This is a genomic window from Pseudacidovorax sp. 1753, from assembly GCF_040544975.1.
Classification (GTDB): domain Bacteria; phylum Pseudomonadota; class Gammaproteobacteria; order Burkholderiales; family Burkholderiaceae_C; genus Xenophilus.
Genome location: NZ_JBEPKY010000012.1, coordinates 1 through 14,873, shown reverse-complemented (window position 1 = coordinate 14,873; position 14,873 = coordinate 1). Strand labels below are relative to the sequence as shown.

15 protein-coding genes and 1 tRNA gene are annotated in these 14,873 nt (G+C 68.2%); 13 read left to right on the top strand and 3 right to left on the bottom strand.

The features are described from left to right. Positions 1-14: 14 nt before the first annotated feature. Genes ABIC63_RS16040 through rng form a run of 8 tightly spaced genes read left to right on the top strand, consistent with a single transcriptional unit; the run spans position 15 to position 6,864 of the window. Complete coding sequence (locus ABIC63_RS16040) at positions 15-746, top strand: YebC/PmpR family DNA-binding transcriptional regulator (protein ID WP_294365617.1); 732 nt, start codon at positions 15-17, stop codon at positions 744-746. Continuing rightward, on the top strand, positions 746-2,041 hold the full coding sequence (gene purD / locus ABIC63_RS16035) for a phosphoribosylamine--glycine ligase (protein WP_354320480.1): 1,296 nt from the start codon (positions 746-748) through the stop codon (positions 2,039-2,041). The genes ABIC63_RS16040 and purD overlap by 1 nt, the downstream gene beginning before the upstream one ends. Next, complete coding sequence (gene hemF, locus ABIC63_RS16030) at positions 2,041-2,955, top strand: oxygen-dependent coproporphyrinogen oxidase (RefSeq protein ID WP_354320479.1); 915 nt, start codon at positions 2,041-2,043, stop codon at positions 2,953-2,955. The genes purD and hemF overlap by 1 nt, the downstream gene beginning before the upstream one ends. Continuing rightward, positions 2,946-3,572, top strand: coding sequence for a nicotinate (nicotinamide) nucleotide adenylyltransferase (gene nadD / locus ABIC63_RS16025; RefSeq protein ID WP_354320478.1), 627 nt, complete (start codon positions 2,946-2,948; stop codon positions 3,570-3,572). The genes hemF and nadD overlap by 10 nt, the downstream gene beginning before the upstream one ends. Further along, entirely contained in the window at positions 3,562-4,230 is a 669-nt protein-coding gene (gene rsfS, locus ABIC63_RS16020; RefSeq protein ID WP_354320477.1) for a ribosome silencing factor, read from the top strand. The genes nadD and rsfS overlap by 11 nt, the downstream gene beginning before the upstream one ends. Further along, complete coding sequence (gene rlmH / locus ABIC63_RS16015) at positions 4,227-4,694, top strand: 23S rRNA (pseudouridine(1915)-N(3))-methyltransferase RlmH (protein ID WP_294365625.1); 468 nt, start codon at positions 4,227-4,229, stop codon at positions 4,692-4,694. Before rsfS ends, rlmH begins: the two co-directional genes overlap by 4 nt. Next, complete coding sequence (locus ABIC63_RS16010) at positions 4,687-5,304, top strand: Maf family protein (RefSeq protein WP_354320476.1); 618 nt, start codon at positions 4,687-4,689, stop codon at positions 5,302-5,304. Before rlmH ends, ABIC63_RS16010 begins: the two co-directional genes overlap by 8 nt. Positions 5,305-5,316: 12 nt before the next feature. After that, a complete protein-coding gene (gene rng / locus ABIC63_RS16005) occupies positions 5,317-6,864 on the top strand; it encodes a ribonuclease G (RefSeq protein WP_354320475.1) in 1,548 nt (515 codons plus the stop codon). A 34-nt stretch (positions 6,865-6,898) separates the two neighbouring features. On the opposite strand, the gene ABIC63_RS16000 is transcribed toward rng, so the two are convergent. Together ABIC63_RS16000 and msbA are read right to left on the bottom strand one after the other, a co-directional pair. Next, positions 6,899-8,140, bottom strand: a complete 1,242-nt coding sequence (locus ABIC63_RS16000; protein WP_354320474.1) for a sensor domain-containing phosphodiesterase — start codon at positions 8,138-8,140, stop codon at positions 6,899-6,901. A gap of 294 nt (positions 8,141-8,434) precedes the next feature. Next, positions 8,435-10,201 carry a lipid A export permease/ATP-binding protein MsbA gene (gene msbA, locus ABIC63_RS15995; protein ID WP_354320473.1) on the bottom strand — a complete coding sequence of 589 codons (1,767 nt, stop codon included), beginning with the start codon at positions 10,199-10,201 and terminating at the stop codon, positions 8,435-8,437. Positions 10,202-10,375: 174 nt separating this feature from the next. Here msbA and tolB point away from each other — a divergent pair, with 174 nt between their 5' ends. The 5 genes from tolB to ABIC63_RS15970 all read left to right on the top strand — a co-directional run bounded on the left by tolB (position 10,376) and on the right by ABIC63_RS15970 (position 13,953). Then, positions 10,376-11,689, top strand: coding sequence for a Tol-Pal system beta propeller repeat protein TolB (gene tolB / locus ABIC63_RS15990; RefSeq protein WP_354320472.1), 1,314 nt, complete (start codon positions 10,376-10,378; stop codon positions 11,687-11,689). Positions 11,690-11,717: 28 nt separating this feature from the next. After that, positions 11,718-12,236, top strand: coding sequence for a peptidoglycan-associated lipoprotein Pal (pal, locus tag ABIC63_RS15985; RefSeq protein WP_294365969.1), 519 nt, complete (start codon positions 11,718-11,720; stop codon positions 12,234-12,236). Next, on the top strand, positions 12,236-13,000 hold the full coding sequence (gene ybgF, locus ABIC63_RS15980; protein ID WP_114804751.1) for a tol-pal system protein YbgF: 765 nt from the start codon (positions 12,236-12,238) through the stop codon (positions 12,998-13,000). The genes pal and ybgF overlap by 1 nt, the downstream gene beginning before the upstream one ends. Positions 13,001-13,041: 41 nt before the next feature. Further along, complete coding sequence (locus ABIC63_RS15975; protein ID WP_354320471.1) at positions 13,042-13,839, top strand: tRNA threonylcarbamoyladenosine dehydratase; 798 nt, start codon at positions 13,042-13,044, stop codon at positions 13,837-13,839. A gap of 38 nt (positions 13,840-13,877) precedes the next feature. Continuing rightward, positions 13,878-13,953 (top strand) — tRNA-Lys (locus ABIC63_RS15970). A gap of 297 nt (positions 13,954-14,250) precedes the next feature. Here the strand turns inward: ABIC63_RS15970 and ABIC63_RS15965 are convergent. Further along, entirely contained in the window at positions 14,251-14,634 is a 384-nt protein-coding gene (locus ABIC63_RS15965; RefSeq protein WP_354320470.1) for a hypothetical protein, read from the bottom strand. Between the last annotated feature and the right edge of the window lie 239 nt (positions 14,635-14,873).

Sequence of the window (14,873 nt, the reverse complement as noted above, 5' to 3'; positions counted from 1 at the left end):
GCGAGCATCAGGTCATGGCCGGACACAGCAAGTGGGCAAACATTCAACACAGAAAAGGCCGGCAGGACGAGAAGCGCGGCAAGATCTGGACGCGCGTCATCCGCGAAATCATGGTGGCCGCGCGCACGGGTGGCGGTGACCTCACGGCCAACCCCCGCCTGCGCCTGGCGGTCGACAAGGCCAAGGCCGCCAACATGCCGGCCGACACCATCAAGCGCAACATCGACAAGGCCACCGGCAACCTCGAAGGCGTGCAGTACGAGGAAATCCGCTACGAGGGCTACGGCATCGGCGGCGCGGCCATCATCGTGGACACCATGACCGACAACCGTGTGCGCACGGTCGCCGAAGTGCGGCACGTGTTCTCCAAGTACGGCGGCAACATGGGCACCGAGGGCTCGGTGGCCTTCCAGTTCAAGCATTGCGGCCAGATCCTGTTCGCGCCGGGCACGGACGAGGACAAGGTCATGGAAGTGGCACTGGAAGCCGGCGCCGAGGACGTGGTGACGGACGACGACGGGGCCATCGAGGTGATCACCGCGCCCGGCGATTTCGAAGCCGTCAAGAACGCGCTGGAGGCTGCCGGCCTGAAGGCCGAACTGGCCGAGGTCACGATGCGTGCCGAGAACACCATCGAACTCGGTGGGGAGGACGGCGCCCGCATGCAGAAGCTGCTGGACATGATCGAGGACCTGGACGACGTTCAGGAGGTCTACCACAACGCGTCCATCGCGGAGGCCTCCTGATGAAGGTCCTGGTCATCGGCGGGGGTGGCCGCGAGCACGCGCTGGCGTGGCGCCTGGCGCATTCCGAGCGCGTCACGCGGGTCTACGTGGCGCCCGGCAACGGCGGCACGGCGCTGGACAAGCGATTCGTGCAAGTCCCCCACACCGATCCCGCAGCGGTGCGCGAATGGGCGCAGCAGGAAAAAGTCGCGCTGACCGTGGTCGGCCCGGAAGGCCCGCTGGCGGCGGGCGTGGTCGACGAATTCCGCGACCACGGCCTGCGCATCTTCGGTCCCACCAAGGCGGCCGCGCAGCTCGAAAGCTCCAAGGCCTTCTCCAAGGCCTTCATGAAGCGGCACAAGATTCCCACCGCGGAATACGAGACCTTCACCGATGCCTCGGCCGCCCATGCCTATGTGGACGCCAAGGGCGCGCCCATCGTCATCAAGGCCGATGGTCTGGCGGCGGGCAAGGGCGTGGTCGTGGCGACATCGCTGGCCGAGGCGCACGAGGCCATCGACTTCATGCTGCTCGACAACAAGCTGGGCATCAGCCACAACGAGGGCGGTGCCCGCGTGGTGATCGAGGAGTTCCTGGCGGGTGAGGAAGCGAGCTTCATCGTGCTGTGCGATGGCAAGAACGTCGCGGCCCTCGCCACCAGCCAGGACCACAAGCGTCTGCTCGATGGCGACCAGGGCCCGAACACCGGCGGCATGGGCGCCTATTCGCCGGCGCCCGTGGTGACGGCCGAGGTGCATGCCCGCGTGATGCGCGAGATCATCCTGCCGACGATCCGCGGCATGGAGCGCGACGGCATTCCCTACACCGGCTTCCTCTACGCCGGACTGATGATCGACGCGGCCGGCCATCCCAAGACGCTCGAATTCAACTGCCGCATGGGTGACCCCGAGACGCAGCCGATCATGATGCGCCTGAAGTCCGACCTGTTCGATCTGCTCTGGCACGCCACGGATGGCACCCTGGACCAGGTGGAACTCGAATGGGACCGGCGTACCGCGCTCGGCGTGGTCCTGGCTGCGCACGGCTATCCGCTGGATCCGCGCAAGGGCGACGCCATCAGCGGCGTACCGGCAGAGGCTGCCGATGCCGTGGTCTTCCATGCCGGCACCACGCTGCAGGACGGCAAGCTGCTCACCAGCGGCGGCCGCGTGATGTGCGTGACGGTGCTGGCCGACAACGTCAAGCTGGCCCAGCAGCGCGCCTACGAAGTGGCGGCGCAGGTGCGCTTCGATGGGGTCCAGTACCGCAAGGACATCGGCCATCGCGCGATGCCTGCGCGCGGGCAGGGCGCCTGATGCAGGCGCAGCCGCAGGCGGTCGGCGACTGGCTACGCGGCTTGCAGGCGCGCATCGTCGAAGCGGTCGAGGGCGCCGACGGCGCGCGCGCCGTGCGCGACGCCTGGCACAAGGCGCCTGGCGAGCCGTTGCAGGGCGAGGGACTGACCTGCATCCTGGAAGGCGGCGATCTGTTCGAGCGCGCAGGCTGCGGCTTCTCGCAGGTGAGGGGGCCTCGGCTGCCGCCGTCCGCGACGCAGCACCGCCCCGAACTGGCCGGCGCGCCCTTCGAGGCCATGGGGGTCTCGCTGGTCTTCCACCCGCGCAATCCCTACGTGCCGACCGTGCACATGAACGTGCGCATGATCGCGGCGCTCCCTGCGGACGCCGAACCGGTGTGCTGGTTCGGCGGCGGCATGGACCTCACGCCCTACTACGGCTTCGAGGACGACGCGGTGCATTTCCACCGCAGTTGCCGCGATGCGCTTGCCCCGTTCGGTGAGGACAAATACCCCCGCTTCAAGGCCTGGTGCGACGAGTATTTCTGTCTGAAGCACCGGGGCGAACAGCGCGGCATCGGCGGCATCTTCTTCGACGACTTCTCAGAGTTGGGCTTCGAGCGCAGCTTCTGCATGCTGCAGTCGGTCGGCGATGCCTTCCTGTCGGCCTACATGCCCATCGTGGAGCGTCGCCGCAGTCTGCCCTGGGGCGAACGAGAGCGCGACTTCCAGTTGTACCGCCGGGGGCGCTACGTCGAGTTCAACCTGGTGTGGGACCGCGGCACGCACTTCGGCCTGCAGTCGGGCGGTCGCACCGAATCCATCCTGCTGTCGATGCCGCCGCAGGCCAGTTGGGCCTATCGGCGCGAAGAAGCACCCGGCTCGGCCGAGGCGCGGCTCTACACCGACTTCCTGCCCCGCCGCGAATGGCTCTGAAACCCCGCGTGGGCGTGTTCGGCGGTGCCTTCGATCCACCGCACAACACACATGTGGCGTTGGCGCGCGCGGCCCTCTCGCAGTTGCGTCTGCGCGAGTTGCGCGTGCTGCCCACCGGCCATGCCTGGCACAAGGCGCGTACGCTCAGCGACGCTGCCGATCGGGTGGCCATGGCACGGCTCGCTTTCGAGCCGCTGGGTGCCGTGATGGTCGATGCGCGGGAGACACTTCGCAGTGGTCCGACCTACACGCTCGATACCCTGCGAGAATTGCGGCTCGAACAGCCCGAAGTCGAGTGGGTGCTGATGCTCGGCACCGACCAGGCGGCGGCACTGCCCACCTGGCATGGCTGGCAGCAGATCCTGCAGATCGCCACGGTGGTGGTGGCCGAACGCATCGACGATGCGGGCCAGCCCATCGTCTTCGATCCGCGCAGCCTCCCTGGGCTGCCGGCCGAAGCCCGTTTCGAATCCCTTCGCATTGCGCCGGAGGACACCAGTGCCACCCTGATCCGCCAGCGCGCCGCGCAGGGGCTGGAGGTGGCGGCGCTGGTTCCTCCTGCCGTTGCACGCTATATTGAACAACACCACCTCTACAGCCCGCCTGATGAGCACTGACGCCTCCGCCAAGAAAGACATCCAGAAACTCCAGCGGGCCATCGTCGATGGCCTGGAGGACGTCAAGGCCCAGGACATCCAGGTCTTCAACACGGAGCACCTGTCCCCGCTGTTCGAGCGGGTGATCGTTGCCTCCGGCTCCTCCAACCGCCAGACCAAGGCACTCGCCGCCAGCGTGCGCGAGGCCGTCAAGGAGGCCGGCTTCAACAAGCCGCGCATCGAAGGCGAGGACAACGGCGAATGGATCATCGTGGACTGCGGCCCCGCCGTGGCCCACATCATGCAGCCCAACATCCGCGCCTACTACCACCTCGAAGAGATCTGGGGCGACAAGCCGGTGCGCGTGAAGTTCGGTGCGCCCAAGCCTTCGGCCCGCGTCTCTTCCGACGAACCCGCGGCACCGGCCAAGAAGGCGCCGCGCAAGCGTGCCGGTGCCCCTGCCGAATCGGCCGCGCCCCCGGCCCGCAAACCTGCAGCCAAGAAGGCAGCCGCCAAGCCCGCTGCGCCCAAGGCGCCCGCACGCAAGGCCGCCGGCAGCGCGGCGGCCAAGCCCGCCCGCAAGCCCGCTGCGAAAAAGGCTGCGCCCAAGAAGGTCGTGGTCGGCACGCCGGCCCGCAAGGTGGCAGTCAAGAAGGCGCCGGCCCGCAAGAAGGCATGAAGTTGCTGGTGGTCGCCGTCGGGCAGCGCATGCCCGACTGGGCGCAGACCGCCTGGGACGACTACGCCAAGCGCTTCCCGCCGGAGCTCAAGCTCGAGCTCAAGGCCGTCAAGACCGAACCCCGCGGCTCCAAGTCGCTCGAGACGCTGTATGCGGCCGAGCGCGAGCGCATCGAGGCGGCCATTCCCCGCGGTACCCGCGTCGTCGCCCTCGACGAGCGCGGCACCGCGCTGACCACCAAGGCGCTGGCCGCCCGCCTGTCCTACTGGCAGGGGGAGGGCGACGACGTGGCGCTGGTCATCGGCGGGCCCGACGGGCTGGAGCCGGCATTCAAGGCGGCCGCGCACGAGCGCATCCGCCTCTCCGACCTGACGCTGCCGCATGCCATGGCGCGCGTGCTGCTGGTCGAACAGCTCTACAGGGCGTGGTCGGTCAACGCCGGCCATCCTTACCACCGTGAATAAACCTCGCCCGGACTTCGTCTATCTGGCCTCGCAGAGCCCGCGCCGGGCCCAGTTGCTCGACCTGCTCCAAGTCCGTCACCAGCCGTTGCTGGCCGAGGCCGACGAGGACGCCGAGGCGCTGGAGGTGACGCTGCCGCGCGAGGCTGCCGCCACCTATGTGCAGCGTGTGACCGGGCTCAAGCTCGACGCGGCCGTCGCCCGCCTGCGCCGGCGCGGATTGCCCGCAGCGCCGGTGCTGTGCGCGGACACCACCGTGGCGCTGGGCGGCCGCATCCTCGGCAAGCCGGCCGACGCGGCCGATGCGCACGCCATGCTGGCTGCGCTGTCAGGGCGCACGCACCGCGTGATGACGGCCGTGGCCGTGCAGGCGGGACGCCGCCGGTTGCAGGCGCTCAGCGTCTCGCGGGTGCGCTTTGCCGAACTCACCCGCAGGCAGATCGAGGCCTACGTGGCCACGGGCGAGCCCATGGGCAAAGCCGGCGCCTATGCCATCCAGGGACTGGGCAGCGCCCTGGTCGCGCACATCGCGGGCAGCCATTCGGGCATCATGGGCCTGCCGGTGTTCGAGACGGCGCAACTGCTGCGCCAGGCGGGCTGGCATATCCCCTGAACGGCCAAGTCCATGCAAGAAATCCTCATCAACTGGGCTCCCCAGGAGACGCGTGTCGCGGTGGTCGAGCACGGCGCCGTGCAGGAACTGCACGTGGAGCGCACGCTGGAACGCGGCCTCGTCGGCAACGTCTACCTGGGCAAGGTGTCGCGCGTGCTGCCGGGCATGCAGTCGGCCTTCATCGACATCGGGCTGGAGCGCACGGCCTTCCTGCACGTCGCCGACCTGGTGGCGCCATTCACGCCTGGCTCGCGGGCCGCGCCGATGCCCGAGGCACGCGCGGCGGCCGGCGGGGAGGGGGGCCGCTCCCAGCAGCCCGTGGTGCCCATCGAGCGCCAGGTGTTCGAAGGCCAGTCGCTTCTGGTTCAGGTCATCAAGGACCCGATCGGCTCCAAGGGAGCGCGGCTGTCCACGCAGATCAGCATTGCGGGGCGCATGCTCGTCTTCCTGCCGCAGGACAACCACATCGGCGTCTCGCAGAAGATCCCGCCCGAGCAGCGGGATACGCTGCGCCGCCGTGTGCAGACGCTGGCGGAGGCCGCCATCCAGGCGACTGCAGGGCAGGGCGCCCCGTCGCGCGATCACGGGGGCTACATCCTGCGCACGAACGGCGAGGACGCCAGCGACGCCGAACTGGCCGACGACATCGCCTACCTGCGCAAGACCTGGACCCGCATCCACGAGCGCGCCGGCAAGATGCCGCCGGTGTCGCTGCTGCACCAGGACCTGAGCCTGCTGCAGCGCGTGCTGCGCGACCTGGTGGACGACCACACGACCACCATCCGCATCGATTCGCGCGAGCAGTTCGACAAGCTGCTGAGCTTCGGCCGCGAGTTCATGCCCAAGGCGGCCGAGAAGCTGGCCCTGTACACGGGCGAGCGCCCGATCTTCGACCTGTTCAACATCGACGAGGACATCGTGCGCGCGCTCGGCCGGCGGGTGGACCTCAAGTCCGGCGGCTACCTGGTGATCGACCAGACCGAGGCGCTGACGACCATCGATGTCAACACCGGCGCCTTCGTCGGGGCGCGCAACTTCGACGACACGGTCTTCAAGACCAACCTGGAAGCGGCCCTGGCCATCGCAAGACAGCTGCGCTTGCGCAACATGGGCGGCATCGTGATCGTCGACTTCATCGACATGAGCCGCACCGACCACCGGGAACAGGTGCTGGCCGAACTGCGCAAGCAGTTGGGCCGCGACCGGGTCAAGACGACGGCCAGCGGCTTCTCGCAGCTCGGCCTGGTGGAGATGACGCGCAAGCGCACGCGCGAATCGCTGGCGCACATGCTGTGCGAGCCGTGCGTGGCCTGCGGCGGCCAGGGCATCGTCAAGACCGCGCGCACGGTGGCGTACGAGGTGCTGCGCGAAATCCTGCGCGAGGCCCGTCAGTTCACGCCCCGCGAGTTCCGCATCGTCTCCTCGCCGGCGGTGATCGAGCTTTTCCTCGACGAGGAGAGCCAGCACCTGGCGGGGCTGTCGGACTTCATCGGCAAGCCGATCTCGCTGCAGGCCGAGTCGGCCATGGGGCAGGGGCAGTACGACATCGTGCTGCTGTGACGCCGGCGGGTGTCCCGGCGTCGAGCGCACGACCCTAGTGGGTCGCGCTGAAGGCCAGGGCTTCCTTCAGGCCCAGCGGCCTGGCCAGGAAGTAGCCCTGCGCGCAGTCCACGTCGAGCCGCTGCAGCATCTCGAGTTCGTCGCCGGACTCCACGCCTTCGGCGATCACCAGGCTGTCGATCTCGTGCGCGAAGCTGGTCAGGCCCTTGGCCAGTGCACGGCGCTTGCCGTCCTCGTGGATGTTGCGGGTCAGGCTCATGTCGAGCTTGATGATGTCCGGCGCCAGATTGAGGATGTGCCGCATGCTGGCATAGCCGGCGCCGGCGTCGTCCACCGCCAGCCCCGCGCCCAGCGCCCGCAGCGGCGCCAAGGAGGCGGCGAGCGCCGCGTAGTCCTGCACGATGGCGTGCTCGGTGATCTCCAGCGTTACGCGGGAAGGAGCGCGGACCGCCGAGAGGACCGGCTCCAGCCGGCCCGAAAGGATCAGGCTGGGCGAGCAGTTGACGCTGAGCGAGCAGGTCGCGGGAAAGGCGTCGAGGCTCTGCAAGGCCTTCTCGATGGCGCACAGCTCCAGCGGCAGGCCCACGCCGGCCTCGTCGGCGATGCGGAACCATTCGTCCGGTGGCCGCTGCGGCGCGACGTCGAAGCGCGAGAGGCATTCAAAGCTTCGCACCGCACGTTGCGTGATGCTGTAGACCGGCTGGAAGACGATGCGCGGGGCCCCCTTCGCCATGGCAGCGTGAACCTCGCGGGCGGCGCTCTCCCGGGCCCGCTGGCCGGCGGAGCGCTCGTCCATGCGCAGGCCGACCACTTCGGCAAAAGCGTGCATGAGCCGCATCTCGCGTTCACCGAGCGCGGGATTCGGCAGATAGCTGAAGCAGCACAGCGTGCCGTAGATGCTGCCGTCCCTGAGCCGCACCGGAACGCTCAGGTGCGAGCCGATGGGCACCGCCGTGGTCTGCGGGATCTGGCGCGCAGCCTCCAGCTTGGAGGTGTCGGGAATGCATTCCGGCAGTTCGCCGCGCACGACCTTGAGGCAGTAGCCTTCGTTCATGGACAGGCGCTGCAAGGGGCGCAGCGGCCCGCCCGGCGCGCAGTCCACGTACTCGAAGACTCTCTCACTCGTCTCGAAGTGCGAGATGAACGCCACGTCCATGCCCAGGTGTCGACGCACCGCCGTCAGAACGCCCTGGATCCCCTCTGCACCTTCGTCCTGTTCGCTTGCCCCGCCGAGGGCCGTCGAGTCACCGGCAGGTGCTGCTGCTGGGAGCTGCATTGCCAATCCTTCGTCTCTCTTCGTTCGCCCGTGCTGAGCGGCTGTTGCTGATATCTCAGATTAACATTCTGTTAAGTTTCGGGCACTTCGTAGATCACCTGAGCGTTCGCGCTCAACCGTTTGGCGGAGCTGTAGGACAACTCCGCAGTGCATGCGGCAGTGGCGCAACGGCCGGAAGCGGCCTGCAGCCGGCTCAGTTCTTCAGCCTGCGCGTGAATCCGGCGCGCGTCAGCGGCTTGAGCAAAAGGCGATCAGGCCAGGCACGGACCCAGGAAGGGGTGGCCCCTGGATCCCTCATGCATCGGCCGGCGCTACCCGTGGTGCCTGCAAACGGGCGTAGAGACCGTCCCGGGCCATCAACTCCGCATGGCTGCCTTGCTCGACGATGCAGCCCCGATCCATCACCACGATGCGATCGGCGTGTTGAATGGTCGACAGCCGGTGCGCGACGATCAGGGTCGTGCGCCCCTGCATCAGGCGTTGCAGGGCATCCTGCACCAGTCGCTCCGACTCCGTGTCCAGCGCGGACGTGGCTTCGTCCAGCAGCAGTACCGGTGCGTCGCGATAGAGCGCGCGCGCGATGGCCAGGCGCTGGCGCTGGCCGCCGGAGAGCTCGGTCGCGTTGTGGCCCAGCACGGTGTCGATGCCCTGGGGCAGGCGCTCCACATGGGGCGCGAGGTTGGCGGCCTCCACGCACCGCAGCACGCGCGCCCGGTCGATCTGCGCGGTGCCCAGTGCGACGTTGGCCGCGAGCGTGTCGTTGAGCATGACCACGTCCTGGCTCACCAGGGCGAACTGCTGGCGAAGGCTCTCCAGCGTCCAGTCGGCCACGTCGTGGCCGTCCAGCATCACCTGCCCGGCAGTGGGCCGCACGAAGCGGGGCAGCAGGTTGACCAGCGTCGTCTTGCCGGAGCCGGAAGGGCCCACCAGCGCCACGATCTCGCCGGGGGCGATGCGCAGATCGATGTCCTCCAGCGCCATGCCCGCGTCCTCGCGGTAGCGCACCTGCACGCCGCGCAGTTCCACGCGGCCCTCGGCGCGGGCCATCTCGAAGCGGCCTTCGGCCTCGACCTGCGTGCCGTCCATCAGGCCCAATCCCCGTTCGAGCGCCGCGAGCCCGCGGGTGATGGGATTGGCCATGTCGGCCAGGCGCCGTATGGGCGCGATCAGCATCAGCATGGCCGTGATGTACGCCACGAAGCTGCCGACCGTCAGGCCGCGGTCGCCGCTTTGCCAGAGGGCGATCATCACCACGACCGACAGGGCCACCGCCGCGAAGAGTTGCGTCAGCGGCGTCATCGCAGCCGAGGCGATGGTGGACTTGACCGCCAGCCGGTTCAGGCTGTGGCTGAGCCGGTCGAAGCGCGCCGACTGGCCGGCCTGCGCACCGTGCAGCCGAACCATGCGGTGGGCGAGCACGTTCTCTTCCACCACATAGGCCAGTTCGTCGGTGGCCTGCTGGCCCATCAGCGTCAGGCTGTACAGGCGGCGCGACAGCGCCTTCATGATCCAGGAGACCCCGGGCACCAGCACGGCGACGACCAGAGTGAGCTTCCAGTTCAGGTAGAGCAGGTAGAACAGCAGCGCCACCACGGTGAAGCCGTCGCGCGAGATGCTGAGCAACGCCTGCACGAGCAGCATGGCACCGGTCTGCACCTCGTAGACGATGGTGTTGGACAGCGTGCTCGCCGACTGGCGCGAGAACAGCCCCAGGTCCGCCGCCAGCATGCGCTCGAACAGCACGCTGCGCATGCGCTGCATGCCTTCGTTGGCGATACGCGCCAGCGCGTACTGCGACACGAACTGCGCCACGCCGCGCACCGCGAAGAGCAGGATGATGGCCGTGGGCACCATCCACAGCGCGAGCTGGCCACGCGCGAAGCCCCGGTCGAGCAGGGGCTTGAGTAGGGCGGGCATCAGGGGTTCGGTGACGGCGGCCACGACGGACATCACCAGGGCCAGAACCCACCAGCGACGCGAACCGCCGAACCACGTCATGAGCCGGGCGAGCCGGCGAGTCAAGGGCGCTCGCGCAGGCGCGTCGGCAGGGGAGGTCGACATGGCGGCGGATTCTACGGGTGCCGCCTGGCGCGCCTCTGGCGGCTGTAGGACAGCGGCGAAATCGGAACGCAAGCCCGGGTTTGCGCGTAGAGGCAAGGTGTAACATCGCCGGCTCCGCGCCTGGAAGAGCGACCCGGATCTGAAACTTTCCAGGCGTAAATTTCTCCGAGCTGCATGAATACTTCGTCGCCGTCGCAGTCTTCCTCCGTGTTCCCGACCCTGGCCCGCCGTACGCTGATCACCGCGTTTGCCGCGGCCCCGGTCCTTCCCGCCCTGGCCCAGTTCCGCGTCGAAGTCTCCGGTGTGGGACTCACCCAGTTGCCCATCGCACTGGTGCCCTTCCGCGGCGAAGATGCCTCTCCCCAGAAGATTTCCGCCATCGTCCAGGCCGATCTCGAGCGTAGCGGGCAATTCCGCGGCGTCGATGCATCCGGCCAATCCCTCGACGAGAACAGCCGTCCCGACCTGGCCCTGTGGCGCCAGCGCACGGCCGACTCGCTCGTGGCGGGCAGCGTCACCCGGCTGGCCGATGGCCGCTGGGATGTGCGCTTCCGTCTGTGGGACGTGGTGCGCGGCCAGGACCTGGGTGGCCAGAGCTACACCGTGCCCGAGGCCGACCTCCGCCTTGCCTCCCACCGGATCGCCGACTACGTCTACGAGAAGCTGACGGGCGACAAGGGGGTGTTCTCGACCCGCATCGCCTATGTCACGCGGGCCTCGGGCCGCTACACGCTGTGGGTGGCCGACGCAGACGGCGAGAACGCGCAGGCGGCACTCGCCAGCCCCGAGCCGATCATCTCCCCCGTGTGGTCGCCCAGCGGCGGCGAGCTGGCCTACGTGTCCTTCGAGTCGCGCAAGCCCGTGGTCTACGTGCACACCGTCGCCACCGGCCAGCGCCGCCTGGTGGCCAACTTCCGCGGCTCCAACAGCGCGCCTGCCTGGTCGCCCGACGGCCGCAGCCTGGCCGTGACGCTCAGCCGCGATGGCGGCTCGCAGCTCTACACCATTCCGGCCACCGGGGGCGAACCCCGCCGGCTCACGCAGAGCAGCAGCATCGACACCGAGCCGACATACACCGCCGACGGCAGTTCCATCTACTTCGTGAGCGACCGCGGCGGCGCACCGCAGATCTACAAGATGCCCGCCAGCGGCGGCGCACCAGTGCGGGTGACCTTCTCGGGGTCCTACAACATTTCTCCGGCCATCAGCCCCGACGGGCGGTGGTTGGCCTACATCTCGCGCGTCGGCGGAGCCTTCAAGCTCCACGTGATGGAACTCGCCACTGGCAATGCCACGGCCATCACCGACACCGCGGCAGACGAAAGCCCCAGCTTCGCTCCCAACGGCAAGCTGATCGTCTATTCCACCCAGATTCAGGGAAGAGAAGCGCTGATGACCACGACCCTTGACGGAAAGATCAAGGCGCGACTGGCGGGGAAGGCGGGGGACATCCGGGAACCGGATTGGGGTCCCTTCCAGAAGCAATGATTTTTTGTCCGCACTGAGGAGTGTTCGTATGTTGAAGAAATCGATTTTTGCCCTTGCCTTCGTCGCCCTGGTGGCGGGTTGCTCGTCGGGTACCAAGCTGAATGAAACGCCGGTCAGCACCGCTGGCGGAACCGGCGGTGGCGCAGGTTCCGGCGCGGCCAGCGGCGTGGCGCCTGTCACCATCGACCCGAACGCGCAGACGCGCCAGGGTCCGGTGGGCGTGGCCCGGGTCATCTACTTCGACTTCGACAGCTACACGATCAAGCCTGAGTTCCAGCAACTCATCGATGGTCATGCGCGCTTCCTGAAGGCCAATCCCTCGCGCCGCATCTCCATCGAAGGTCACACCGATGACCTCGGCGGCAGCGAGTACAACCTGGCCCTGGGTCAGAAGCGTTCCGAGGCTGTGCGCCGTGCGCTCACGCTGCTGGGCGTGAACGACAGCCAGATCGAGGCCGTCAGCTTCGGCAAGGAAAAGCCTGCGGTCCAAGGCACGAGCGAAGACGCCCGCGCCCAGAACCGTCGCGCTGAAATCGTGTACCGCTGATGCAGCGACTGCAGCACCTCGTGCGTCCGGCGGCCCTTGCGGCCGCTTTTCTGTGCGTGTCTGCGGCGTCCCACGCGGCGCTGTTCGAGGATGACGAGGCGCGCCGCGCCATCCTCGACCTGCGCCAGCGTGTCGAAACCGTGCGCCAGCAGTCCGAGAACACCACGCAGCGCCTGGCCGACGAGAACGGCCAGCTGCGTCGCAGCCTCGTCGACCTGCAGCAGCAGATCGACAACCTGCGCGGCGACCTGGCGCGCATGACGGGCCAGAACGAGCAGCTCACTCGCACGCTGACCGAGCTGCAGCAGCGCCAGACCACCATCGACGACCGCCTGAAGCAGAACGAGCCGCAGCAGGTGTCGGTCGACGGCAAGGAGTTCATGGCCGATCCGCGCGAGAAGGCCGACTTCGAAGCCGCGCTGGGCGTCTTCCGCTCCGGGCAATTCGCCCAGGCCCAGACGGCCTTTGCCGACTTCGTGAAGCGCTATCCGCGCAGCGGCTACAACCCGTCCGCGCTCTTTTGGCTCGGCAACGCGCAGTACGCGACCCGCAACTACACCGAGGCCGTGGCCAACTTCCGCTCCATGCTCTCGCTGGCACCGGACCACGCCAAGGCCCCGGAGGCCGTGCTGTCCATCGCCAATTGCCAGATCGAGCTGAAGGACACGCGCGCTGCTCGCCGCACGCTGGAAGACCTGGTCAAGGCCTATCCGCAGTCGGAAGCAGCCACGGCGGCACGCGAACGCCTGTCGCGCCTGCGTTGAGCGGGGTTGTGACTCCGCCGCCGTCCCTGACAGAGGACACCATGGTGCCCGAGCCGGACATTGCCCGGCGCTTTGGCGGCATGGAGCGGCTCTACGGCGTCCAGGGCGCCGCGGCGGTGCGCCAGGCCCATGTGGTGGTGGTTGGCATCGGCGGCGTTGGCTCCTGGGCGGCTGAGGCGCTTGCCCGAAGCGGCGTCGGTGCGCTGACGCTCATCGACATGGACCATGTGGCCGAGTCCAACATCAACCGCCAGATCCATGCGCTCGACGACACCGTCGGCCAAGCCAAGGTGCTGGCCATGCAGGATCGCATCCGTCACATCCATCCGCATTGCCGCGTGGCGCCCGTGGATGAGTTCGTGACGGCGGACAACTGGTTGCCGCTGATCGAGCAGGCCGGGCAGGCGCTCGGCCCCGTCACCGCCGTGCTGGACGCCTGCGACCAGATGTCGGCCAAGACGAGCATGGCGGCGTGGGCCCTGGCTCAGGGGCGGCGGGTGTTGTTCATCACCGTCGGCGCGGCCGGCGGCAAGCGGCACGCGCAGCGCGTCGAGGTCGAGGACCTCGCCCTGGCCACCCACGATCCGCTGATGGCGCAGTTGCGGCAGCGGCTGCGCAAGCATCACGGTGCGCGGCGCGACGGCAAGCCGATCGGCTTGACCTGTGTCTTCAGCCGCGAGCCGGTGGCGCCGCCCGATGCGTCCTGCGCCATCGAGGGCGACGGCTCGCTCAACTGCCACGGCTACGGCTCGATGGTCAGCGTCACCGCCACCTTCGGTCTGTGCGCAGCTGGGTGGCTGATCGACAGGATTTCACAGAAATCCACGCTATACTCATAGGCTTTGCTGCACATCGCACCGCAGTGCGAACGTGAAGCGGGACGTTAGCTCAGTTGGTAGAGCAGCGGACTTTTAATCCGTTGGTCGCAGGTTCGAATCCTGCACGTCCTACCACCCATTTCTACAGCTGCCACAACGCTTTAGCGCTACATTCGTTGTAGCAAGCTGCACCCCTCAAAGGTGATGTTTGCGGAACACTGTTCCGCAAATCACCGAATCGGCATCACGCGCCGGCCCGCCTCGCGCCGCATGTAGGTCGCCGTCATCCCCTCCGTCGCGTGCCCCAGCAGGACCTGGGTTTGGTACGCCGATCTCGCCCGCCTGTGCGCGCGGCTCCCACCCCATGATGGCCAACCTTGGCCGCGATAAAGCGCAGTCGATTGGCTTGCGCTTCGCTCGCGCTGACGGACATCAATGCGGCAGGCCGTACAGGTCGGCGCCTTCCTGCACCTTGTCGTGGGTATGGCCGCGCAGGCTGATGGGGCCGCTGCGCACGTCGGTGTCGGCCTGCACGGTGCTGGTGGTCTCGATCTCGCGGTTGGAGAGCAGTGGGATGCTCATGCGGCCCACGCTCTGCGCGCCGGGCACGGCCGAGGTGCCGGAAGCGCTGAAACCGCCCAGCATGGTGGTCAGGCCCATGACCGTGAGGTGGCCGGTGGTGGTGGTCTGCGGCGCGTCGAGGGTGATCTGCTGGGAGTGCACCGTGGCGCTGTCGCTGGCCGTCACGTCGGCCGTCGTGCAGTGGACGGTGATGCGGTCGGGGACGGTGATGTCGGCCGTGCCGCTGGCGGGCACGGTGATGGCCAGGGCGTGCGCGGCGTGGTCGTGGCTGACCGTGGCGCCGTCCGGGTAGACGGTGACGGTCGTGTTGGGGTCGGTGCTGGGGGGCGGGGTGGTCGTTCTGGTGGATGCCGCCGATCACCAGGGCGCCGGCCAGGTTGACCTGCCCCAAGAACCCGTACCAGTCGATTTGAGGAATCCGCTGGGTTGAAGGAGATTACTCCTGGTTTTGCTGCGGCGCCGGCACGGCGCCG

What these genes read in the sequence shown, in the direction of transcription:
- msbA (WP_354320473.1), bottom strand. Translation starts at nt 10,201, where the DNA reads ATGTCGACCTCCCCTGCCGACGCGCCTGCGCGAGCGCCCTTGACTCGC.
- tolB (WP_354320472.1), top strand. Translation starts at nt 10,376, where the DNA reads ATGAATACTTCGTCGCCGTCGCAGTCTTCCTCCGTGTTCCCGACCCTG.
- ABIC63_RS16040 (WP_294365617.1), top strand. Translation starts at nt 15, where the DNA reads ATGGCCGGACACAGCAAGTGGGCAAACATTCAACACAGAAAAGGCCGG.
- pal (WP_294365969.1), top strand. Translation starts at nt 11,718, where the DNA reads ATGTTGAAGAAATCGATTTTTGCCCTTGCCTTCGTCGCCCTGGTGGCG.
- hemF (WP_354320479.1), top strand. Translation starts at nt 2,041, where the DNA reads ATGCAGGCGCAGCCGCAGGCGGTCGGCGACTGGCTACGCGGCTTGCAG.
- nadD (WP_354320478.1), top strand. Translation starts at nt 2,946, where the DNA reads ATGGCTCTGAAACCCCGCGTGGGCGTGTTCGGCGGTGCCTTCGATCCA.
- ABIC63_RS16000 (WP_354320474.1), bottom strand. Translation starts at nt 8,140, where the DNA reads ATGCAGCTCCCAGCAGCAGCACCTGCCGGTGACTCGACGGCCCTCGGC.
- rlmH (WP_294365625.1), top strand. Translation starts at nt 4,227, where the DNA reads ATGAAGTTGCTGGTGGTCGCCGTCGGGCAGCGCATGCCCGACTGGGCG.
- ybgF (WP_114804751.1), top strand. Translation starts at nt 12,236, where the DNA reads ATGCAGCGACTGCAGCACCTCGTGCGTCCGGCGGCCCTTGCGGCCGCT.
- purD (WP_354320480.1), top strand. Translation starts at nt 746, where the DNA reads ATGAAGGTCCTGGTCATCGGCGGGGGTGGCCGCGAGCACGCGCTGGCG.
- ABIC63_RS15975 (WP_354320471.1), top strand. Translation starts at nt 13,042, where the DNA reads ATGGTGCCCGAGCCGGACATTGCCCGGCGCTTTGGCGGCATGGAGCGG.
- rng (WP_354320475.1), top strand. Translation starts at nt 5,317, where the DNA reads ATGCAAGAAATCCTCATCAACTGGGCTCCCCAGGAGACGCGTGTCGCG.
- rsfS (WP_354320477.1), top strand. Translation starts at nt 3,562, where the DNA reads ATGAGCACTGACGCCTCCGCCAAGAAAGACATCCAGAAACTCCAGCGG.